The organism is Campylobacter sp. BCW_6873, assembly GCF_001762365.1.
Taxonomy (GTDB): Bacteria; Campylobacterota; Campylobacteria; order Campylobacterales; family Campylobacteraceae; genus Campylobacter_D; species Campylobacter_D jejuni.
This window is the reverse complement of the sequence record NZ_MJWS01000081.1, coordinates 1-21,814: the sequence shown is the minus strand read 5'-3', so window position 1 is coordinate 21,814 and position 21,814 is coordinate 1. Positions and strand designations below refer to the sequence as shown.

Annotated in this window: 19 protein-coding genes, 1 tRNA gene and 2 pseudogenes; 15 read left to right on the top strand and 7 right to left on the bottom strand. The window is 30.2% G+C overall.

Translation table 11 applies throughout. The features are described from left to right. Positions 1 to 885: pseudogene (gene capC, locus AJ932_RS08165) on the top strand (autotransporter adhesin CapC); the annotation flags it as partial. A gap of 140 nt (positions 886 to 1,025) precedes the next feature. Here capC and AJ932_RS08160 read toward each other — a convergent pair. Then, the gene (locus AJ932_RS08160) at positions 1,026 to 3,110 is read right to left on the bottom strand and encodes an RNA degradosome polyphosphate kinase (RefSeq protein ID WP_070274155.1); all 2,085 of its coding nucleotides are present in this window, start codon (positions 3,108 to 3,110) and stop codon (positions 1,026 to 1,028) included. 188 nt (positions 3,111 to 3,298) lie between these two features. On the opposite strand from AJ932_RS08160, the gene nrfH reads away from it, so the two are divergent. The 4 genes from nrfH to AJ932_RS08140 all read left to right on the top strand — a co-directional run bounded on the left by nrfH (position 3,299) and on the right by AJ932_RS08140 (position 6,505). Continuing rightward, a complete protein-coding gene (gene nrfH / locus AJ932_RS08155; RefSeq protein ID WP_010891930.1) occupies positions 3,299 to 3,814 on the top strand; it encodes a cytochrome c nitrite reductase small subunit in 516 nt (171 codons plus the stop codon). A gap of 14 nt (positions 3,815 to 3,828) precedes the next feature. Next, entirely contained in the window at positions 3,829 to 5,661 is a 1,833-nt protein-coding gene (locus AJ932_RS08150; protein ID WP_002881480.1) for an ammonia-forming cytochrome c nitrite reductase subunit c552, read from the top strand. Positions 5,662 to 5,797: 136 nt separating this feature from the next. Beyond that, the gene (locus AJ932_RS08145) at positions 5,798 to 6,352 is read left to right on the top strand and encodes a membrane protein (RefSeq protein WP_002892921.1); all 555 of its coding nucleotides are present in this window, start codon (positions 5,798 to 5,800) and stop codon (positions 6,350 to 6,352) included. A 63-nt stretch (positions 6,353 to 6,415) separates the two neighbouring features. Next, a tRNA-Ser gene (locus tag AJ932_RS08140) sits at positions 6,416 to 6,505 on the top strand. 73 nt (positions 6,506 to 6,578) lie between these two features. Here the strand turns inward: AJ932_RS08140 and ceuB are convergent. From ceuB to AJ932_RS08110, 6 genes are all read right to left on the bottom strand, one after another. Beyond that, entirely contained in the window at positions 6,579 to 7,571 is a 993-nt protein-coding gene (gene ceuB, locus AJ932_RS08135) for an enterochelin ABC transporter substrate-binding protein CeuB (RefSeq protein ID WP_070278532.1), read from the bottom strand. A gap of 12 nt (positions 7,572 to 7,583) precedes the next feature. Further along, entirely contained in the window at positions 7,584 to 8,339 is a 756-nt protein-coding gene (locus AJ932_RS08130; RefSeq protein ID WP_044780298.1) for an ABC transporter ATP-binding protein, read from the bottom strand. Then, complete coding sequence (locus tag AJ932_RS08125) at positions 8,336 to 9,274, bottom strand: iron chelate uptake ABC transporter family permease subunit (protein WP_044780297.1); 939 nt, start codon at positions 9,272 to 9,274, stop codon at positions 8,336 to 8,338. The genes AJ932_RS08130 and AJ932_RS08125 overlap by 4 nt, the downstream gene beginning before the upstream one ends. Then, complete coding sequence (locus AJ932_RS08120) at positions 9,267 to 10,235, bottom strand: ABC transporter permease (RefSeq protein WP_070278530.1); 969 nt, start codon at positions 10,233 to 10,235, stop codon at positions 9,267 to 9,269. The genes AJ932_RS08125 and AJ932_RS08120 overlap by 8 nt, the downstream gene beginning before the upstream one ends. Before the next feature lie 85 nt (positions 10,236 to 10,320). Further along, entirely contained in the window at positions 10,321 to 11,310 is a 990-nt protein-coding gene (locus tag AJ932_RS08115; RefSeq protein WP_044778849.1) for a phospholipase A, read from the bottom strand. Then, a complete protein-coding gene (locus AJ932_RS08110; RefSeq protein WP_002855734.1) occupies positions 11,307 to 11,882 on the bottom strand; it encodes a molybdenum cofactor guanylyltransferase in 576 nt (191 codons plus the stop codon). The genes AJ932_RS08115 and AJ932_RS08110 overlap by 4 nt, the downstream gene beginning before the upstream one ends. 61 nt (positions 11,883 to 11,943) lie before the next feature. Between AJ932_RS08110 and AJ932_RS08105 the strand changes: the two genes are divergently transcribed. The 10 genes and pseudogenes from AJ932_RS08105 to AJ932_RS08060 form a co-directional block, all read left to right on the top strand. Next, the gene (locus tag AJ932_RS08105) at positions 11,944 to 13,251 is read left to right on the top strand and encodes an NFACT RNA binding domain-containing protein (protein WP_052776835.1); all 1,308 of its coding nucleotides are present in this window, start codon (positions 11,944 to 11,946) and stop codon (positions 13,249 to 13,251) included. Between the two features lies 1 nt (position 13,252). After that, on the top strand, positions 13,253 to 13,591 hold the full coding sequence (locus tag AJ932_RS08100; RefSeq protein WP_052776836.1) for a hypothetical protein: 339 nt from the start codon (positions 13,253 to 13,255) through the stop codon (positions 13,589 to 13,591). 8 nt (positions 13,592 to 13,599) lie between these two features. Next, on the top strand, positions 13,600 to 14,325 hold the full coding sequence (locus AJ932_RS08095; protein ID WP_052776837.1) for a phosphatidate cytidylyltransferase: 726 nt from the start codon (positions 13,600 to 13,602) through the stop codon (positions 14,323 to 14,325). Then, entirely contained in the window at positions 14,322 to 15,392 is a 1,071-nt protein-coding gene (gene dxr / locus AJ932_RS08090) for a 1-deoxy-D-xylulose-5-phosphate reductoisomerase (protein ID WP_070274164.1), read from the top strand. Before AJ932_RS08095 ends, dxr begins: the two co-directional genes overlap by 4 nt. A 1-nt stretch (position 15,393) precedes the next feature. Next, complete coding sequence (locus tag AJ932_RS08085; protein WP_070278528.1) at positions 15,394 to 16,788, top strand: M99 family carboxypeptidase catalytic domain-containing protein; 1,395 nt, start codon at positions 15,394 to 15,396, stop codon at positions 16,786 to 16,788. Beyond that, positions 16,785 to 17,792 carry a tRNA (adenosine(37)-N6)-threonylcarbamoyltransferase complex transferase subunit TsaD gene (gene tsaD, locus AJ932_RS08080; protein ID WP_070278526.1) on the top strand — a complete coding sequence of 336 codons (1,008 nt, stop codon included), beginning with the start codon at positions 16,785 to 16,787 and terminating at the stop codon, positions 17,790 to 17,792. Before AJ932_RS08085 ends, tsaD begins: the two co-directional genes overlap by 4 nt. Next, entirely contained in the window at positions 17,793 to 18,308 is a 516-nt protein-coding gene (locus tag AJ932_RS08075) for a type II secretion system protein (protein ID WP_070278524.1), read from the top strand. Continuing rightward, positions 18,309 to 19,550 carry a DUF2920 family protein gene (locus tag AJ932_RS08070; RefSeq protein ID WP_070278522.1) on the top strand — a complete coding sequence of 414 codons (1,242 nt, stop codon included), beginning with the start codon at positions 18,309 to 18,311 and terminating at the stop codon, positions 19,548 to 19,550. It abuts the gene before it with no gap. Positions 19,551 to 19,558: 8 nt separating this feature from the next. After that, positions 19,559 to 21,385 (top strand): motility associated factor glycosyltransferase family protein, encoded by a 1,827-nt coding sequence (locus tag AJ932_RS08065; RefSeq protein ID WP_070278520.1) that lies wholly within the window; start codon positions 19,559 to 19,561, stop codon positions 21,383 to 21,385. Positions 21,386 to 21,467: 82 nt separating this feature from the next. After that, positions 21,468 to 21,814 (top strand): annotated as a pseudogene (locus AJ932_RS08060) (flagellin); the annotation flags it as partial.

Genomic DNA, 21,814 nt, shown 5'->3' with positions numbered 1-21,814 from the left:
TATGCTTCTAAAATGAATGGCCTTAAATTTGCTGCTTTAGATAGTGATATGAGACCAAGCTATGTAAATGAATATACCAATAGTATTTGGGCTAATGCTTTTGGTGGTGCTAACATTATCGATGGAGATAGTGGTGCAATGTATGGTGCTACCGTAGGGGTAGATAAACAAGCTAATGATAATGTTTTATGGGGTACTTATTTTACTTATGCAAATGCTAAAATCAAAGACAATAATTTAGAACAAAAAAGCGATAACTTCCAATTAGGTATGTATTCTACTATCAATATAGCTCCACAATGGGAACTTAATCTTAAAGCTTATGCTCAAGTTTCTCCAACTAAACAAGACAATATTCAAACAGATGGTGCATATAACTCAGATTATACAAGCAAATTCTTAGGATTTAGTGCTAATGTAGGTCGTGTGTTTGACTTTAGTGATAATACTTTATTTATTAAACCTTTTGCAGGGATAAATTATTATTTTAGTTATACTCCATCTCATACAGAAAATGGTGCTATTGCTAAAGATATTGATTCTATGAAAAACAATTCTGTAAGTGTTGAAGTGGGTGCTGAATTTAGAAAATATATGAATGAAAACTCTTATATTTTTGTAACTCCAAAAATAGAACAATTTGTTATCAATAGTGGTGATGATTACACAGCTAACCTAGCTGTAAATAATGCTTTCTTTACTAGCGTAGAAGCTAACAACAAGAAAAAAACATACGGACAAATTATCGTAGGGGGTAATGTAGATTTTACAAATCAACTCAGTATGAATCTTGGCTTTGGTGCTAAACAAATACTAGCAGGTAAAGTAGATAATAAAAATGAAACTTACTTAAGTGGTCAAGTAGGACTTAAGTATAAATTTTAATCTTAAAAATCATTTCTAAATCTTTTTATAGTTTAGAAATGATTGTTTATTTCTATGGGAAATCTCCTAAGGCTTTATCTTAAAGCCCTTTTTATAACAAACAAGTAAATAAGTCTTTAGAGTAAAAACCCTAAAAACTTTTAGTTTTCTTTGAAAAGTTTGGAAGCTAAGTGCGTTGCACGACTTTGATCTGTATCTTTTTTAAGTGTTTTATAAATTTTACTTACATATTCTTCTAAGGTTTGTTGAGAATCTATGGTTTTTTCAGAAGAAGGAATTTTTTCATACTCTCCAATGTTTTTAAGCTCATAAGCTAAAACATTATCGCTAAGTTGTAAGCGTAAAAATTGAGCTAATTTAGCTTTGCTTCTTTCATCATATATAGGAGTCATAAGTTCTAAGCGACGCTCTAAATTCCTTGGCATCCAATCTGCACTCGATATAAAATAATTTGGCTCACTATGTTTAAAATAAAATACTCTAGCATGTTCTAAGTATTTTCCTATGATGCTTCTAACGCGTATGTTTTTGCTGTATTCTTCATCAGGTTTTAAGCAACAAATTCCGCGTATGATAAGATCGATTTGTACTCCTTCCATGCTTGCTTCATAAAGCGCTTGTATGATATCACTATCCACAAGAGAGTTCATTTTAGCTACAATCACACCTTCATTTTTTTTGCTTGTTTCAATGCGTATCATTTCTAAAACTTTTTCTTTGATTTGATTTGGACTCATTGAAAGAGTTTGAAGACGACGGTTTTTACTAAAGCCTGATAAGATATGAAAAAATTTTGTCGTATCTCTTGCAAATTCTACTTTGCTTGTAAAATAACTCACATCAGTATAGATTTTAGCACTGCTTGCATTGTAGTTTCCTGTGCTTAAATGCATATAAAATTTAAGCTTATCCCCTTGTTTGCGTATGACTTGAGAAACCTTAGCGTGGACTTTAAAACCTGTAATGCCATAAATAACATGAGCTCCGGCATTTTCTAAAGCTTTCGCCCAATGAAGATTATTTTCTTCATCAAAGCGTGCTTTTAATTCTACCATCACAGTTACTTGTTTTCCATCGCTTGCAGCATCAATTAAAGCTTGAACTATATTGGAATTTTTTTCAACTCTATAAAGTGTCATTCTTATGGAAATTACTTCAGGATCTTTGCTTGCTTCTTTGATAAATTTATAAACTGGATCAAAACTTTCAAAAGGTTGTATAATGAGTATATCTTCTTTTTCTACAGCATCAAAAATAGATAAATTCTCATCAAAAGGTGGTAAAGTTTTAGGCGTGTAAAGTGGGCTTAAAAGATGTGTAAAGGTTTTATTTCCTGCGATTTGCCAAAGGCTAGGGAGATTGAGTAAAATAGAATATTCATAAACATCTTTATGAAAAATTTTCATGTGAGTATTAAGAAATTCTACGATTTGTTCATCTGCATCTTTTTGAATTTGCAATCTTACAAAAGCTCCTTTTCTGCGAAGCTTCAAGCCTTGTTCTAAAATCATCATAAAATCATCAGCTTCTTCCTCTTCTATTACCATATCTGCATTTCTAGTCACTCTAAATGCTGCTGAAGCTAAGAGTTTATAGCCTGGAAAAATTTCTTCTGTGTGTTGATGGACTATACTTTCTATAGGAACATAAATATTTGCACTTACTTCATAAAAACGAGGTAAAACTCTTGGAATTCTAATCATTCCAAATTTTACAAGCTCAGGATGTGCTTTATCGCAAATTTTAACCGCTAGTGAAAAAGATAAGTTATTTAAATGTGGAAAAGGGTGAGTAGCATCAACAGCTATTGGAACAATAACAGGAAAAATATTGGAGAAAAAATACTCATCACATTTTTGTTTTAAATTTTCATCTAAATTCTCATAATGTTTTATGAAAAGATTTTCTTTTTCTAATTCACTTGTGATTTCATTAAAATAACGCTCCAAAAGCTCTTTTTCTTGGTGTAAGTATTTGCGTATGGCTTTTAATTGTTGTAAAGGGGTCATTTTATCACTACTGCTTGCATTAACCCCAGCTGAAAAAAGTTGTTTTAAGCCTGCGACGCGTATCATATAAAATTCATCTAAATTAGTGCAATATATAGCTATAAATTTTAATTTTTCTAATAAGGGTAAATTTTTAGAACATTGGTCTAAAACACGAGAATTAAAGCGAAGCCAAGAAAGTTCGCGATTGATAAACATATCAGGACTTATTTGCATTAATTTTTCCTTTTTTTTGTTATATTTTATCATTTATTTTAAAATTATTGAATAAAAGTTTCAAATTTTTTAGGTTAATTAAGAGTAAATATATCTTTAAAATTATATTAAATTCATCTATGTTAAAATCACAAAATTTATTTCTGGGAAATTCTGTGACATTGTTGTTTCATTGAAGATTTTAAGAAATGATAATTTTAAGGAGGAAAATTTTGAAGAAAACTTCGAATCTTTTTACTATTTTTCTTGTTTTGCTTTTTGTTTTCTTTGCGGTTGGGTTTTATACTTTTTATAACGCTAAGGGCACATCTTATTTAAGCAATGCAAGCGAATCTTGTAATAACTGCCATATTATGAATGAAGTTTATAATGAATACATGGCAGGGCCGCACTCTCAAAAAGTCAAAGGCGAACCTAGGGCAACTTGCGTGGATTGCCATTTGCCACATAATTTTGTAGCTAAGTGGATAGCTAAAGCTCAAAGTGGTTTAGGGCATGCTTATGCTTTTACTTTTAAACTTGATGAGTTGCCTACAAATTTGAGTGCGACTGAAAAAAGCAGAAAAATGGTGCAAGAAAACTGCATACGCTGTCATGCAGATTTTGCTCAAACAGCTATCAATGCTACAACAAATCCACATGCAGACAAGTCATTAAATTGTGCTTCTTGTCATAAAGATGTTGGACATAAACACGGAATTTAATAAGGAGAAGATGAATGAAAAAAAATATTTTACGCTTGGGTATTGTTGTTTTGGTTTTACTTATAGCGGGAGTTTTATGGCTAAATAATGATATCAATCAAAAAAAAGAAGATGAAGCAAATAAAAATGCCATTGCAGCAAATGCTGATTTTTCTTTGCTTAGTGATGATGATCCAAATTTTGAAAAATGGGGTAAGGTTTTTCCAGAGCAGCTAAAAATGTATTTAACAGTTGAAAAAGAAGAGCCTAAAGCTACTGAATTTGGTGGTAATTTAGCTTATTCAAAATTGATTCGCTTTCCTCAATTAACCATACTTTGGGCAGGATATCCTTTTAGTCTTGATTTCAATGAAGAAAGAGGGCATTTTTGGGTTCAAGTAGATCAAATGAAAACAGCAAGAAACAACAAAGATTTTCTTAATGCTCACGGCCTTGCTGCTTTTAAAGGCCAGCCCGCAGCTTGTATGAATTGTCATAGTGGATGGACTCCATGGCTTATAAAAAATGTTGCTAAAGGGGATTTTACTGCTTTTAACTCTACAAATTATTGGACCATGATTAAAAATATCCCAGCCGTTGATGGTATAGTGGAAAATTCACCTGAACATGCAGGTCCACATGGTGGTAAAAGAATGGGTGTAACTTGTGCAGATTGTCACAATCCAAATGATATGAGTTTAAGACTTACTCGTCCAGCAGCTATTAATGCTTTAGTTTCTAGGGGATATGAAAAAGATCCAGTACAAGGCGTAAAAGCTACAAGAGAAGAAATGAGAACTTTAGTTTGCTCTCAATGCCATGTTGAATACTATTTTAAACCAACAGGGGAAAAAGTAAAAGTAATGGGTGAAACTATTGTAGATGATAGTTCTAAAAAATGGTGGAATGGAACTCAGAAAAATTATGATGAGTATGAATTTTGGAGAGATGGAAATAAAGCTAAAGAGATTGAAACCGATGGTATAGTTTTAACTTTTCCTTGGAGTGAGTGGAAAAAAGGACAACCATTTAGAATTGAAATGCTAGATGATTATTATGATAAAGTTCGTGGAGTATTTGGAGCTGATTTTACTCATAAATTAACAGGGGCACAAATTATTAAAATTCAACACCCAGAAAGTGAACTTTATAGTGGCGGTGTGCATGCTGCAAATGGAGTAAGTTGCGTGGATTGTCATATGCCTTATGTTAGAGAAGGGGCTAAAAAGGTTACTCAACACAATATCACTTCTCCTTTAAGAGATATTAACTCTGCTTGCAAATCTTGTCATAAACAAAGCGAAGATTATTTAAAAGCTCAAGTACTTGACATACAAAATAGCGTTGCACATGATCAAAGAACTGCAGAGTACGCAATTGTTAGTTTGATTATGGATACTAAAAAACTACGCGATGAGCTAGGCAATATGGAAAAATTCCAAAGCGATGGAAAAGCTGATGCGAAAAAAATTAGCGAAGAGCTAAAAGAAGTTTTAGAACTTCATCGTAAAGCTCAAATGAGAGCGGATTTTGTTAATGCTGAAAACTCAACTGGTTTTCATAATCCTCGCGAAGCTTCAAGAATGTTATTGCAAGCTGTTGATATGGCAAGAATGGGACAAACTAAACTTGTAGAAATTGCGGCAGCAAATGGAATTAAAGATTTTAAAACTTCAAATTTAGGTTTTGAAGATATTCAAAAATTTAATCCAGGAGAGCTTTACTATAAAGTAGATGTTAACAATCATAAAGCCGGAGAGCGTTACTATGCAGATGAAAAAGATGTTAATGGTAATCCTCCAAAAGAACTTTTAGAGCATGATAAAGAGCTTGTTCCTTATAATTATCAAGTGATTGATAAAAAATAATTCTTAAGCCCTATAAATCATAGGGCTTTTTCTTTTATTTGTTTTAAAAAATATAAACTTTTTATTTGAAGTTCACTTTTACTTCACTTTGTTTTGTCAAAATATCACAAATTTTGATAATCAAAAAGGATTTAAAATGATCAATAAAAATAAATTGTTTAGACAGGTTCATATCTATCTTAGTTTGTTCTTCTTGCCTTGCGCCTTGCTTTTTGCTTTAACAGGTATAGCGTATATTTTTGGTATTAATCAAGATGTGGGTTTGAAAGTTGAGCAGTATCAATTGTCAAAAGTTATAGAAAGTGGTAAAGAAAGAGAAGCTTTAATAGAGTACTTAAAAACAAATGGTTTAAAAGTGCCATCTAATACAGATATCATTAAAAGTAAAGATAAAGGCATAACAATAGGCGGAACTCATTATAGTGCTAATATAACTCAAAATTCTACTAATGAATACAACATTACCTTAAAAACAAGATCTTTACTTGGAGATATGATTATGCTTCATAAAGATAAGGGTGCTTGGTATTTTTCTGTGCTTAGCGTAGGCTTTGGTATTACTTTATTTATGCTTTATATTTCAGGGCTTATGATTACTTTGTTTGCAAATAAAAAAGATAGAAGTAAACAATTTGCAGTTCTTGGAGTAGGGGTTGTTGTAACTTTGCTTTTGGCTTATCTTAGTCTTTGATTTTTCCTAGCTTTTTAAGCTAGGTATTATTTATTTTTTTGTATAATCATACTTTACTTTATTGGACAGATGGGTGAGTGGCTGAAACCACACCCCTGCTAAGGGTGCAGATCTTAACGGGTCTCGAGGGTTCAAATCCCTCTCTGTCCGCCACTAAAACTTTCTTGAAAATTCCAAGTATTTTATTAAGTATTAAAGGCAAGAGACTAGCTCTTGCGAGATTGTATTATTTTACAGCGTTTTTGATTTCTAAAATCATAGTTTTTAAAGACTCTAGTCCATTTCCACTTGCTAAATACCAGTATTCTGGATCAAGATAGATGATTTTTTTGTTTTGTGCTGCTTTGGTTTTAGCAACAAGCGCATTATCGAGTATGCCTTGAGCGCGTTCTTTGTTGCCTACAATGATATTTCTATCAACAACAAAAATATAATCAGGATTTTTTTCTAGTATAAATTCAGAATTGATACTTTTGCCGTGTGTGCCTACTTTTATATTCTCATCTACTGCGTTAATCCCTAAAACATCGTGAATAATCCCAAAGCGAGATTGAGGGCCAAAGGCTGAAATTTTGTTAGAATTTGTAAGAACGATAAGAGCTTTTTTATCTTCATTAACTATGCTTTTGGCTTTTTCAATTTCATTTTTAATATCTGAAATTTTTTCCAAAGCTTCTTTTTCTAAACCATAAAGTTTTGCAACGCTTAAAACATTATTTTCAAAAGAGCTTAAAAAATTTGCATTATCAAGACCTACAAATAAAGTTGGAGCTATTTCTTTTAACTTATCATAAAATTTACTTTGGCGTCCAGAAATAATGATAAGATCAGGTTTTAAAGCATTAATGGCTTCAAAATCAACTTGTTGCACTCCGCCTACACTAGGTTTGTTTTTAAATTGTTGTAGGTATTTTGGTAAATTTTTAGCAGGAACGCCTGCGACTTTATCGTTTAATTTTAAAGCATCAAAAGTATCTAAAATTCCAAGATCCAAGATCACTACCTTAGAAGGATCTTTAGGGATTTTATTTTCTCCTAGACTATCCTTTACTAAAAAACTATCACCTTCATCACTCATGCTGATAGGCAAAACTTTCACCGTAGCAGTGTTGGTTTTTGTTGTAGAGCTTGCGTTGTTTTCATTTGAGTTTGAATTACAAGCTGTTAAGATTAGACTTAAAAAAAATGCAAAAAATGCAAAAACTAAAGATTTTTTCATATTTTCTCCTTTTTAAAAATAAATACAAATTTTCTTACCATCAATTTGACTTACGGGTATATCCATATCATAAATTTGTTTTAAATTTTCTTGATTGATGATTTCATCTTTTGAGCCTTGTTTTAAAAGCTTCCCATCTTTTAAGGCTATGATTTCATCAGAATAAATCGAAGCAAAATTAATATCATGCAATACAACAGCTATACTTTTGTTAAAGTCTTTGACTAAATTTTTCATTAGTTGCATGATTTGTACGCTATGCTTCATATCAAGATTGTTTAAAGGTTCATCAAACATTATAAATTCAGTATCTTGAGCGATGATCATGGCTATAAAAGTTCTTTGTTTTTGTCCGCCGCTTAATGTATCTAAAAATTCATTTCTTAAGTTACTAAGCCCCATGTATTCTAAAGCTTCATTGATTTTGATTTTATCGTTTGCATTAAGTCTTCCTTGAGAATGCGGAAAACGCCCAAAAGCGACTAATTCTTCAACTTTTAATCTTAAATTGATATTGTTTTGTTGTTTGAGAATGGAAATTTTTTGTGCTAAGATTTGCTCTTTATAGTCTTTTAAATTCATTCCATCGATATAAATTTCTCCGCTACTAGGTTTTATCAAACGACTTGCTAGAGCTAAAAGAGTGGATTTTCCAGCACCGTTGGCTCCTATTATAGAAGTGATTTTGCCTTTATGAAAATCAAGGCTAAGATCTGAAATAATGGCTTTATTGTCATAAAATTTGGTGATATTTTTTAGTTTAATCATAATTTATTACCCTTTAATACAAGATAGATAAAATATATCCCACCTAAGAAATTAATAACCACGCTTATAGTGGCATTATAATCAAAAACTCTAGAGACAAAAAATACCCCTCCAAGCAAAGCTAAAATGCTAATGAGTATACAAGCACTTAGCAAAATACTATGCTTTGCAGTTTTAAATAGCTCATAAGTGATATTTACTACCAAAAGTCCTAAAAAGGTTATAGGACCTACAAGTGCGGTGCTAATAGAAGTTAAAATAGCTATGATAATCATCAATTGTTTTGAAATTTTTTGATAATTTATCCCTAAATTTATCGCTAAATCTTTGCCTAAATTTAAAGGATCCAAAAATTTCATATAGCGAAAAATCCATATAAAACTTAAAAAGCTAATAATATAAGCAAGAATTAAAACATCAAAAGCAATATTATCAAAGTTAGCAAACATTCTTCCTTGTATTACCATGAATTCATCAGGGTCGATTAATACTTCAAAAAAAGAGCTTAAAGTGCTAAAAAGTGTTCCAAAAACTAAGCCTAAAAGCATGATAAGATAAATGCTTCTGTCGCTACTAAATAAAATTTTATAAAGTCCTAGTGAAAAAACTACCATACAAACCAGAGTAACTAAAAAATTAATATCGTTTTTATAAACACTTAAATTAGCCGCACCAAAAGAAAAGATAAGAGCACTTTGAAGTAACATATATAAAGAATCTAATCCTATGATAGCAGGGGTTAGAATTTTGTTATTGCATAAAGTTTGAAAAATTACTGTTGAAACAGCGATACAAATAGCTACTATGATAATAGCTGCAATTTGTAAAAAACGACTTTTTAAGGCGTACTCATCAAAGCCGTTTAAACCCACAAGTATAAAAATCCCTATCATACCAAGTGTTAAAAAGCTTAAAATCAGCATTTTTTTACACATAAACTTTCCTTTTTAACAAAAGAAAGATAAAGATTAAAGATCCTAAAACACCTGTAGTGATACTTAAAGGCATTTCAAAAGGAAAGATGACAAGTCTTGAAATGATATCGCAAACAAGTAAAAACAAAGCTCCACAAAGTGCTATATAGATAAGATTTTTTCTAAGATTATCACCTAGATAAAGAGCTACTAAATTTGGGATAATTAGCCCTAAAAAAGGGATAATCCCAACGCTTACAATCACTAAGCTAGTGATAATGCTTACAATCATCAAGCCTAAAAATAATATACCACTATAAGAAATTCCAAGATTTAAAGCTATATCTTCGCCCATGCCAACTATGGTGATTTTATGAGCTAAAAAATAAGCAAATATAAAAAGTGGTAAAGAAATGTAGAGCAATTCATAATTTCCCTGCATAACATTTGCCATACTGCCTTGTAACCAGCCTTGGATATTTTGTATATAATTTAAAGCATAGGCAAAAAAAGTGGTTATAGCGCTAATAATGCCTCCAAACATCAAGCCTATCAAAGGTACAAAAATCACATCTTTGAGTTTGATTTTTCTTAAAATTTGGATAAATATAAAAGAACCCAAAAGCGCAAATACAGATGCAATGATAGCTTGAGTGAAAAAAGACGTTCCAGCAAAAAATATTAAAGAAGTAAGTATGCCAAATTTAGCACAATCCATAGTCCCTGCTGTAGTTGGAGAAACGAATTTATTTTGCGTGAGTTGTTGCATGATAAGCCCGCATATACTAAGACTCATTCCCGTGAGTAAAATCGCTATAAGTCTAGGAATTCTTGTGAGAGTTATGATTTCTAATTGAGTGGAGTTAAGATTAAGAATATCTTTTACATTGATACTGATAACTCCTATAAATAAACTTATCATTCCAAAGAATAAAAGTAAAGCTATAAGCACTTTTAAACTCAATATATGCTTAAAAAACAAATCTTTCCTTATAGTAATAATAATTATCAAAAATGAAATTGTAATGAAATTTGTTTTAAGAAATGATAAAACTACAAAGGATATTTTAGTAAGAAATCAAAAATCCAGTGGAAAGTCTTTGCAAGTGTTTGTTATAGTCTATAAGGCTTTCTCCATAGCCATTAAAGTATTGTAAATACCAATAAATTCCGTTATTAAAAATATCATATCCTAGATCAACTTGTATAGCGCCTTTGTTATTGCGGAATTTAAGATTGTTTCTTAGCATAAGATTGATAAAATAATCATCGCCTAAATACGCTAAATTCACATCAAAATTTCCCATATAATGCAAGATGGCAGGATTATCATCATCTTTTTTGCTTTCAGGAATTCTATACCAAAGGCGTGGAACAAATAAAAATTTATTATATAAAATAGCTGTAGATACATAAATTCTATTCCATGAGCGAGATTGCAAATTCTCATCTCCCTTGCCATTGCTTTCATGTAATATACCTACGCGTAGGTTGTTAAAAAATTCATAATCTTTAAGATACAAAGGAAAATCTATAAAAAATTCTGGCTGATAGTTGGTTTCTCTAAAAGGAGAAGAATGTTTATAAATTTGCCACCAAGAAGTTTGAGTATAGGCTATATAATATTTTTCATCCAATCCTAGCAAATTTTCAAAAAGCCTTTTTTTAATGCTAAGTTGAAATTTAGCTTCACTTTTATTGTGATTTTCTTCCAGAGAGTTAAAACTATAAGCCAAAGGTAGAAAATAATTCATTTTATAAGCACTAATGCCAAGAGGGTTAAAGTATTCATCTTCTTCAAGATAATTTGCCAAGGCAAGACGAGCAAAATCTTGTCTTTCTTCTTTGGCTGCAATAATAGATTTTTCATTTTGAGTAGTTTGTTTAGTTTTATTTTGTTCTTGAGGGATTAAAACAGATGAATTTTTTAAAGCGAGTTTTTTGTAAATTTCCATAGCTTTTTTATAATCGCCTTGTTTTTCATACTCTAAAGCTTGTTGTAAATCACTAGCCCATATAAAAACACATAAGCTTAAAAATAAAGCAATTTTTCTCATTTTAACTCACTTTTAAATTTTTCATATTCTTCATAAAAATTAAGATTTAAAAAAGCATCTTCATCTTCAAATTCCACAAATTTGGTTTTAATCTCAGAAAATAAAAGTCCTATTTTTTGTTCATTTTTTTCTAAGAAATTTTTACAAGTTTGAGCTAAAGAGCTGTGATAAAAGCCGCACAAGGGATGTTTATGTAAAGGAGTTTTGGCTATGATTATTTTATAGTTTTGCTCTAAAAAAGGAAGCATTTTTAAAAGCTCATTTTCACCTACTTTAGGACTATCTACACTTAAAACAAAAACAAATTCATTTTTAAAATTTGAAAGTATAGAGTAAAGCGCAAGCATAGGAGAGTAAACTTCAAATTCTAAAGAATCTTTTATCAAGCTAAAATGGTTTTCAAATTTGTCTTCTTTTGCGCTCACATAGACATTTTTAAAAATTTTAGAAAATTTATTTACTTGAAATTGAGTTAAATTTTGATTTTTAAGAATCAATTTGCTTTTATCTTGTCCCATACGACTAGATTTACCACCACATAAAATCACGCAATTTAGCTCATTAAGCTGCACAAATTTCCTTTTTTAGTTTAATTCTACCACAAATTCGCTAAAATATTTTATAATTTCTTTTATGAAATACACAGAACTTTTACAATTGCAAACTTTTTTTTCTCAGTTTAAAAAAATCGATTTTATCAAGCGTATCAATGACAATATTTTGGAATTAAGCTTTGACAGAGAAAGATTTATTTTTGATCTCACTCGTGCAATGAGTGCGATTTATACAGCTAAATTTAATGCAAAAAATTATAATGCACCTTTTGATTTTATGCTTAAAAAGTATTTTAGCAATGCTTTTATAAAGGAAGTTAAAGTCCTTGAAGGCAATCGTATTTTATGTTTTAGTGTAAAAGCTAATAAGGCTTATAAAAGCTATGAGAGCAAGATTTATTTTGAATTTACGGGTAAAAATACCAATGTTATTCTTACAGATGAAAAAGATTTGATCATAGAGGCTTTAAGGCACATTGATAAAAGCTATCGTGTAGTAAAACCTAATGTGATTTTAGAGCCTTTAAAGCCTTATAAAATGGATGAAAGTTTTGAGGAAATTAAAGACTTTGCAGATTATTTTTCTCGCAAATTTACAAGCATTTATGAGAGTAAAATCAAACAAATAAAAAATTTAAAACTTGCACAAGTGGATAAAAAAATACAAAATTTACAAGAACTTTTTTCTAGTTTAGATGAAGAAAATTCTTTACTCTTAAAAGCTTTAGAATACAGAAAAAGGGCTGATGTATTGTTTGCAAATTTGAGTGTTTTAAAAGATTATGAAAGGGAATTTAAGCTTGATGATTTTGAAGGCAAAGAGCTTGAATTTAAGCTTGAATTTAGTCCTAAGCAAAGTGCTAATTTATATTATAAAAATGCTAAAAAATTAGAACAAAAAGCTAAAAATTTAAACATACAAAGGCAAAATTTAAAAGAAAAGTTAGATTTTACCTTGAGTTTGAAAGAATTATTGCTTCAAGCTAAGAGTGAGATAGAGCTTGAAATTTTACTACCTAAAAAAAATAGCAAAAAAAATCAAGATCATAAACAAGAAGATCTTGTGGCAAATTTTTATTTTAATGAGTTTAAAATTTGCGTGGGTAAAAATGAAAAAGGCAATGAAATTTTACTTAAAAATGCTAAAAAAGATGATTTGTGGCTTCATGTAAGGGATATTCCTAGTGCACATACTTTGATTGTATCAAACAAGCAAAAAATCAGCCTTGATGTGATAGAATTTGCTGCAAGGCTTTGTGTAAGCTTTTCTAAGTTAAAGAAAGGTTCGTATTGGGTCGATTATACCTTAAAAAATTTTGTTAAGGTTCAGCAAAAGGCGTTTGTAAATTATACAAATTTTAAAAGTATTAATATCACGAAGGATTAAAATGCCAGTTAGCCCATTAGGAAATGTCAATTATATAAATCAAAATATGACTTATCCAGCTACACAAGCAAGCAATGAGCTTGCAAAAGAAGGTTTTGCAGCTACGCTAAATATGGCTGAATTTAATGAAAAAGAAAAAACTTTAAACAAGCTTGAAAAAGTCAATGAGACTCATGAAATCAAAGAAGAGATCAAAGAGAAAGCCGAACAAGAAGAAAAAAAGAAAAAACACAATCAAGAAGCTAAAACTAGCGATGATGAGAAAAATGAAGAAGATGAGTCTAAAGATCCAAATTTTAAAGACGCACAAAGCATTCATCGCTTAGATATTAGTATATAAGGAAAAATATGTTTAATACAACTAGAATTATTTCAGCTCTTGTGATGATAGGGGCTATTATTATTATCGCGTTGATTGATCAATTTTTTATCAATTTTATCGTTTTTGCGGTTTTATTGTATTTATCTTTTAGTGAAGCAAAAAAACTTTTTGTTTTAGAAAATATTTCTATTATCCCTTTGGCTATAGCTTTTATTTTGGGAAGTTTATCGCATAAAGCTTTGTTTTTTGGGATTTTAGCTTTGTTATTAGTCGTTGGATATTTGGTTTATAAAAAGGCTTCCTTAAAACCAGCTCTTATTTATATTTATCCTAGTTTGCCTATTTTAGCACTTTGGCAAGTGTATTTAGATCAGGGTATGTTCGCGCTTTTTTGGCTTATCATTATCGTTGCAGCTTGTGATAGTGGAGCGTATTTTATCGGAAAACTTATGGGTAAAACCCCTTTTTCTCCAACAAGTCCAAACAAAACCTTAGAAGGTGTTATAGGTGGCTTGATTTGTGCGAGTATTATTGGAACTATTTTAGGAGTTTTTGTTTATAGTTTTTGGCTTTCTTTGCTTTGTTCGTTTTTTGTAGCGATTTTTGCAGTAATTGGAGATTTGCTTGAGAGTTATTTTAAAAGAGAAGCAGGTGTAAAAGATAGTGGAGATCTTATCCCTGGTCATGGGGGCGTGCTCGATAGAATCGATGCAGTGATCATTGCTGCTTTTGTAATGGTTGCTCTTTTATGATACTTTTTGGAAGTACGGGTAGCATAGGAGTAAATGCTCTTAAACTTGCTGCTTTAAAAAACATTCCCATTTCTGCTTTAGCTTGTGGAGATAACATTGCTCTTTTAAATGAACAAATCGCAAGATTTAAGCCTAAATTTGTTGCCATAAAAGATTCAAAAAATAAGCATTTAGTTAAACACGATAGAGTTTTTATAGGACAAGAAGGTTTAGAGCAAATTTTAACAGAATGCCAAGACAAACTTTTGCTCAATGCCATTGTAGGTTTTGCAGGACTTAAAAGCACTTTAAAGGCTAAAGAACTTGGCAAAAACATAGCCTTAGCTAACAAAGAAAGTCTTGTGGTAGCGGGGAGTTTTTTAAAAGGGGCTAAATTTTTACCCGTTGATAGTGAGCATGCGGCTTTAAAATTTTTACTCGAAGGTAAAAAAAATATAGCAAAACTTTATATCACAGCAAGTGGCGGAGCTTTTTATAAGTACAAAATCAAAGATTTAAATCAAGTTAGTGTCAAAGATGCTTTAAAACATCCTAATTGGAACATGGGAGTAAAGATCACTATAGATAGTGCGACTATGGCAAATAAGCTCTTTGAGATTATAGAGGCTTATCATTTATATGATTTTAAAGAAATTGATGCTTTAATAGAACCAAGATCTTTAGTACATGCAATGTGTGAATTTAAAAATGGAGCTAGCACGGCGTATTTTTCAAAAGCAGATATGAAATTAGCTATTTCAGATGCTATATTTGAAAAACAAGATACGCCTATTTTAGAGGCTGTTGATTTTAGCAAAATGCCTGCTTTAAAATTTCATAAAATTAGCACAAAAAAATATCCTATTTTTAAGCTTAAAAACACATTTTTAAAAGAGCCAAATTTAGGTGTTATCATCAATGCTGCTAATGAAGTTGGTGTTTATAATTTTTTAGAAAATAAAAGTAGATTTTTAGATATTGCTAGATACATTTTTAAAGCTCTTGATCACTTTGGAGTACCTAAAATTTCAAGCATAGAAGAAGTTTTTGAGTATGATTTTAAAACAAGAGAGTATTTAAGGAGTTAAAATGAAATTTTTTTTAACAATTTTATTTCTTATAACAAGTATTTTTGCTTTAGAGCTAGACTTTAGCGTAGGAGAAAATGGTAAAAGCCTAGATGATAATAATACGGTTTTGATCTTTGGTGGAATTCAAGGCGATGAGCCTGGTGGATTTCATGCGGCAAGTTTGCTTTTGAGTGATTATAATATCACTAAGGGTAAGATTATAGTGGCTCCAAATTTAGCTTTTGATAGCATTATCAAGCGTTCGCGTGGGAATAATGGGGATTTAAACCGTAAATTTGCAAGTATTAGCCCAAAAGATCCTGATTATAAAAGAGTTCAACGCATTAAAGAGCTTATTTTACTTCCTGAAGTTAGTATGGTGATCAATCTTCACGATGGTTGGGGTTTTTATAAACCTACTTATATTGATGCGATGCAAAATCCTAAGCGTTGGGGAAATTCAAGTGTGATTGACACAAGTGAAATCAATGCAAGCAAATACCCTGATCTTGAAAATATCGCTACTCAAACCGTAAATAGTGTCAATTCTTCACTTGCTGATCCAAAGCATGCTTATCATCTTAAAAACACCAAAACCCAAGAGCTTGGTGATACGGAAATGCTTAAAGCTTTAACTTATTTTGTGATTTCAAATCACAAAGCTGCTTTTGCAAATGAAGCGAGTAAAAATCTGCCTGTAAATTTAAGAGCTTATTATCATCTTTTGGCAATTGAAAATTATCTAAAAACCGCTGGAATTGAATTTAGTAGAGATTTCGAACTCACTCCAAAAGGGGTTGATAAAGCCATAAATAAAGAGCTTGAAGTGAAGCTTTTTAATGATAGAATTTTACTTTCTTTAAAAAATCCAAGAAAGGTTATCAACTATGTGCCTTTTCCGGTAAATAAAGAGTTAAATTATAATACAAGCAATGAACTTACCGCTGTTATCGCAGAAGGAAATTCTTTTTATATCCAGTATGGCAATCGTTTTCAAACAAGATTATATCCTGAGTATTTAGAATTTAGTGATGCTTTTAATGAGGTAACTTTTCAAGTTGATGGCAATGAAACCACCGTTCCTTTTGGAACCAAGGTGAAAGTAAAAGAGAATTTTCTTATCCCAAAGATAGCTAATGTGCGCGTAAATATCATAGGCTTTGATCATGGAAAAGATGAAAGTGATATTTTAGTTCATAAAAAAAATATGCAAACACAATACTCTTTAGATATGGCAGGTAAAATTTATAGAGTGGAATTTTATGAGTTAAGAGGGGCGAATTTGCAACAACTTTTAGAGACAAATACCAATAGCAAGTTGATCAAAAATGCTAAAAATTTGGACTTAAACACTCTTAAAATGGCAAGATCAAAAGATAAATTCTTAGGTTCTATTTTAGTGGAATTTGAATGAAAAATCTTATCCTAGCTATAGAAAGTTCTTGTGATGATAGTTCTATAGCTATCATTGATAAAAATACCTTAGAGTGTAAATTTCATAAAAAAATTTCTCAAGAATTAGATCATAGTATCTATGGGGGAGTGGTGCCTGAACTTGCTGCAAGACTTCATAGCGAAGCTTTGCCAAAGATACTTAGGCAATGCAAAGAGCATTTTAAAAATCTTTGTGCTATAGCTGTGACAAATGAACCTGGGCTTAGCGTTTCTTTGCTCAGTGGAATTTCCATGGCAAAAACCTTAGCAAGTGCTCTAAATTTGCCTTTAATCCCTATAAACCATCTTAAAGGTCATATTTATAGTCTTTTTTTGGAAGAAAAAATTTCTTTAGATATGGGAATTTTGCTTGTTAGTGGTGGGCATACTATGGTGCTATATCTTAAAGATGATGCAAACTTAGAGCTTTTAGCAAGCACAAATGATGATAGCTTTGGAGAAAGTTTTGATAAAGTGGCTAAAATGATGAATTTAGGTTATCCTGGTGGGGTTATCATAGAAAATTTAGCAAAAAATGCCAAACTTAAAAATATCTCTTTTAATATACCTTTAAAACATTCTAAAGAACTTGCTTTCAGTTTTTCAGGACTTAAAAATGCAGTGCGTTTAGAAATTTTAAAACATGAAAATTTAAGCGATGATATAAAAGCTGAAATAGCTTATGCCTTTGAAAATACGGCTTGTGATCATATCATGGATAAATTAGAAAAAATTTTTAATCTTTATAAATTTAAAAATTTTGGCGTTGTAGGAGGAGCTAGTGCAAACCTTAACTTGCGTTTGCGTTTGCAAAATTTATGTCAAAAATATAATGCAAATTTAAAACTAGCTCCTTTAAAATTCTGCTCTGATAATGCGTTGATGATAGCAAGAGCCGCGGTTGATGCTTATGAAAAAAAGGAATTTGTAAGCATAGAAGAAGATATTTTAAGCCCTAAAAATAAAAATTTTTCAAGGATATAGATGAGAAAAGCTTTTACTATATTAGAACTTGTTTTTGTGATCGTTATTTTGGGAATTTTAGCTGCTATTGCTTTACCAAAAATGAGTTCAAGTAAGGATGAAGCTGAAGTTAGCAAGTCTTTAAATAACCTTAAAACTTTGATCAATGATATAAGCATTTATACTTTAAAAAATGATCATTTAAGCTCTATAAAAACGATGAGTAATGTAAGCGGGGTTGAAAATGTTGATCTTGGCAATTTTAACGGCACAAAAGAAGTAAATTTTCGTGTAGGTGATGATAAAGAATGCTTAAAACTTGTTTTTATAAATAAAGCTGATTTTATACTCATGGGAATTTCAAGCAATGAAGCAAGCAAAAATGCTATCATCAACGCAGCCAATCAGACTCATGAAGATTTAGAAAATATAGACTTTACAAGCTCTTCTAGCAATAAAGCTTGTGTGATCTTAAGCAAGAATGAAAATTTTAAAAACCTAGCGAGTAAAACTTATCTTTTAATAGGAGGAAGGTAAATGTTAGTGAGTAAAACTTATGAGATTGACTCTTGTGATGATGTAGAGCTTGGTATAAAAAGAGAATCAAAGCTTGAATTTAAGCTTTGGTATGATGATGAAAAAACACCCAAAGCTTTGGTGTTTGTGGTGCAAGGTATGGGTGATGATATATCATCGATCCAATATGTTGGTGATTATATGGTAAGACAATTTAATACTGCTGTAGTTGGAGTAAATTATCATTGTATTGGTAATCGTCCTCAAACTGGATCAACTTTTTATTTAGATGATATAGACAAGCTTATTTTAAAAGTAAGTTGTGAAGCTGCGGATATCAAGCTTCCTTATGATGTTGATAAAATTCAAGACTATGAACAAATGAGTGAAATTTTTCATTTTGTAAATAATCAAATAGTTGAAGGTAAACAAAAAGGTAATTTTACACCAAATTATTTTTTAAATTTACATGTAAGTTTGCAACCTACAAAAAATGAATATCAAAATTTTGGAATCATGCAAGCTCAAGATCTTTTAAATGTTGCACTTTATCTTAAAAAACATGCTCCTTTTGATACTATGGGGGGGGGTATACCAGTTATCATGATAGGTAGTTCTCACGGGGGATATTTAGCACATTTAGCCGCTAAGATTGCACCTTGGCTAATAGATGGAGTGTTGGATAATTCTGCATATGCTAAGTTTTTATGGAGAGTTGTAGGTTTTGGAAAGGAAATAGATTTTATGCAGTATAGCGAATTTTCTACTTTTGATTTTTTTCGTCATATTAAAACACATTGTTCGACAAAAACTTTTTGGACAAGTAATTCTTCATCGCCTCATTTTTTTTCTCCCGCAAGAAGAAAAATTCGAAATCTTTTAGAAGAAGATCATCTTTTAGAACAATCAAAATGTTTAAAAACTTGCTTTATAAGTTATCATTCATTATATGATGAGTATGTTTCTTTAAAAGAAAAAACCATGCTTTATGAAGAACTTGAGAAACTTGGTTTTGATGCAACTTTGCATTCTATTACTAAAGAATCTCAAGTTGATGGAAAATTTATTAAAAACTTAAATCATGGTATGGGAATTCCAGTAAAACTTTTGATTAAGAAAGAACTTCCTTTAATGCTAGAAAAAATAAAACAAAATCCAAAAAAAGATTGTAAAGAAAAATGCATCTCTTATCCTTGTGAGGATTTGTTGTATCAATTTAGTGAAAAAGATGACAAAATATCACTCAAAATAGATAAAATTTAAGGAAATTCATGACTATATTAGAAAAAAACATACAAGCTTTATTAAGTGGAGTAAATGAACCCTTAGGAAATAAACTTTTAAATTTCATACAAAATAAAACTTGTTCTCGTTTTAATATAGATGAAAATTTAAATATCTATGATAAAACTCATAATGTTTTTATGTATGAAAATTTAGAAGAAGAATTAAATTTTTTCTATCAAAGTATTTTAGAAAAAACTCCTAGATATCCTTTTATATGTATTTATGGTATAGGCAATGCTTTACTGATTAAAAATTTAGCTAAACACTATAAACATCTTTTTGTATTTGAAAGCGAAATAGAACTTTTTATCCTAGCTTTAAGTGCATTGGATTTGAGTGAAGAGCTTTGTAGTGGAAAAATTTATCTGGTGGATATTCAAGAGAAAAAAATAAATTTACAACTTAGAATACTTTTTGATCAAAATGATGTATTTTTATGGTTAAATCTTTATGAGATGTTTATTAATAATAATTTTTATAAAAAATATTATTATGAGGAAATTTTGAATACAGATAAAATTATACATGAAAATATTAATCTTGTAATAAGAAATTTAGATCCTGACTCCAAAATTTCTTTGTCTTGTTATGAAAATTTTTATAAAAATATACCTTTAATGTTGAAAAATATACCTTTTAAAAGAATTATTGATGAAAGAAAAGGGCTTTTTGAAAGCTGTATAGTTGTATGTGCTGGCCCTAGCCTTCAAAAGCAAATTCCATTGTTAAAAAAATATCAAGAAAATTTTGTGATTTTTTGCGTTGACGGGGCTTATCCTTTGCTTGTAAAACATGATATAATCCCTGATTATGTGTTAAATCTTGATTTTGAAGAATATCCGCTTGAATTTTTCAAAGAAGTTAATCCAGAAAATAAAACCTTATTTATATTAGCGGCAAGTACTCACCCTAGCGTGGTTGATTATCTTTATAAAAAACAAATTCCTTTATCTATAGCATTAAGCGATAATCTTCCTTATCAAAATCTTCATATTAATGATTTTGGTTATCTTGAATTTGGTACCCATGTTGGGCATGCTTGTTATACTTTGGCGATTGCTTTAAAATTTAAAAATATAATTCTTGTTGGCCAAGATTTATCTTTTGATAAACAAGGAAATTCTCATTTTGATAGTTTTGATTTGGGGAGTGATATAGATACAACCTTAGATATTCCTACATTAAAAACAGTTGCTTATGGAGGCTTAGGAGAAGTTTTAACACATTTAGCTTGGGATGATTATAGAAAAAAATTAGAGGATTTATTTGCAAGAAATTCCCAAGTGAATTTTTTAAATGCCACAGAAGGCGGTGCTAGGATAGAATTTGCGAAAGAAATTAATTTTGAGTTATGTTGTAAGAAATTTAAGAATTTAAATAATAAATTAAATAAATATCCTCCAAAAACTTTAACAGCTAATCGTAGTATTAAAATTTTAAATAAAATTTTAGAAACTTTCAAAGAAGAAAAACAAAATGCTTTATTTTGTTTAGAACATGCTATGAGGTTAAATGATGCATTGAAAATGATTTTAGCTAGTGATAGAAAATTGCCTTTAAATTTTTTAAAAAATACATATGAAAGTGTTAACAAATTTGAATCTTTTTTAGAAATAAATTCTTTATTAAATGATGGGGTTTTAAAAGGGGTGATTTTTCATAAAGGTAAATTATTAAGTGAAGTTATTATTAGTAAAATTGAAGATGAAAAAGAATATTTATTGATGTATTTAAAATCTTATAAGCAATGGCTTGAAATTTTTATTTTTAGATTGCAATTAAAATATGATATTTATAATTTTTTAGTTTAAAGTATAAATTTTTTAAAAAAAGTAACGATATAGCATTTAACAAGTTCATGGATGAGCTTGAATTTATTTAAAAGGATTTAAAATGGGATTTCGTATTAACACAAATGTCGCAGCATTAAATGCAAAAGCAAATTCAGATCTAAATGCTAAAAGTTTAGACAGTTCATTAGCAAGACTTAGTTCAGGTCTTAGGATTAACTCCGCAGCAGATGATGCTTCAGGGATGGCGATAGCAGATAGCTTAAGATCTCAAGCAAATACTCTAGGTCAAGCTATATCAAATGGTAATGATGCTTTGGGTATCTTACAAACTGCAGATAAGGCTATGGATGAGCAACTTAAGATCTTAGATACTATTAAGACTAAGGCAACTCAAGCCGCTCAAGATGGTCAAAGTTTAAAAACAAGAACCATGCTTCAAGCCGATAT

Coding starts and splice junctions, on each gene's coding strand:
- AJ932_RS08160 (WP_070274155.1), bottom strand. CDS start 3,110: ATGCAAATAAGTCCTGATATGTTTATCAATCGCGAACTTTCTTGGCTT.
- nrfH (WP_010891930.1), top strand. CDS start 3,299: ATGATAATTTTAAGGAGGAAAATTTTGAAGAAAACTTCGAATCTTTTT.
- AJ932_RS08150 (WP_002881480.1), top strand. CDS start 3,829: ATGAAAAAAAATATTTTACGCTTGGGTATTGTTGTTTTGGTTTTACTT.
- AJ932_RS08145 (WP_002892921.1), top strand. CDS start 5,798: ATGATCAATAAAAATAAATTGTTTAGACAGGTTCATATCTATCTTAGT.
- ceuB (WP_070278532.1), bottom strand. CDS start 7,571: ATGAAAAAATCTTTAGTTTTTGCATTTTTTGCATTTTTTTTAAGTCTA.
- AJ932_RS08130 (WP_044780298.1), bottom strand. CDS start 8,339: ATGATTAAACTAAAAAATATCACCAAATTTTATGACAATAAAGCCATT.
- AJ932_RS08125 (WP_044780297.1), bottom strand. CDS start 9,274: ATGTGTAAAAAAATGCTGATTTTAAGCTTTTTAACACTTGGTATGATA.
- AJ932_RS08115 (WP_044778849.1), bottom strand. CDS start 11,310: ATGAGAAAAATTGCTTTATTTTTAAGCTTATGTGTTTTTATATGGGCT.
- AJ932_RS08105 (WP_052776835.1), top strand. CDS start 11,944: ATGAAATACACAGAACTTTTACAATTGCAAACTTTTTTTTCTCAGTTT.
- AJ932_RS08100 (WP_052776836.1), top strand. CDS start 13,253: ATGCCAGTTAGCCCATTAGGAAATGTCAATTATATAAATCAAAATATG.
- AJ932_RS08095 (WP_052776837.1), top strand. CDS start 13,600: ATGTTTAATACAACTAGAATTATTTCAGCTCTTGTGATGATAGGGGCT.
- dxr (WP_070274164.1), top strand. CDS start 14,322: ATGATACTTTTTGGAAGTACGGGTAGCATAGGAGTAAATGCTCTTAAA.
- AJ932_RS08085 (WP_070278528.1), top strand. CDS start 15,394: ATGAAATTTTTTTTAACAATTTTATTTCTTATAACAAGTATTTTTGCT.
- tsaD (WP_070278526.1), top strand. CDS start 16,785: ATGAAAAATCTTATCCTAGCTATAGAAAGTTCTTGTGATGATAGTTCT.
- AJ932_RS08075 (WP_070278524.1), top strand. CDS start 17,793: ATGAGAAAAGCTTTTACTATATTAGAACTTGTTTTTGTGATCGTTATT.
- AJ932_RS08070 (WP_070278522.1), top strand. CDS start 18,309: ATGTTAGTGAGTAAAACTTATGAGATTGACTCTTGTGATGATGTAGAG.
- AJ932_RS08065 (WP_070278520.1), top strand. CDS start 19,559: ATGACTATATTAGAAAAAAACATACAAGCTTTATTAAGTGGAGTAAAT.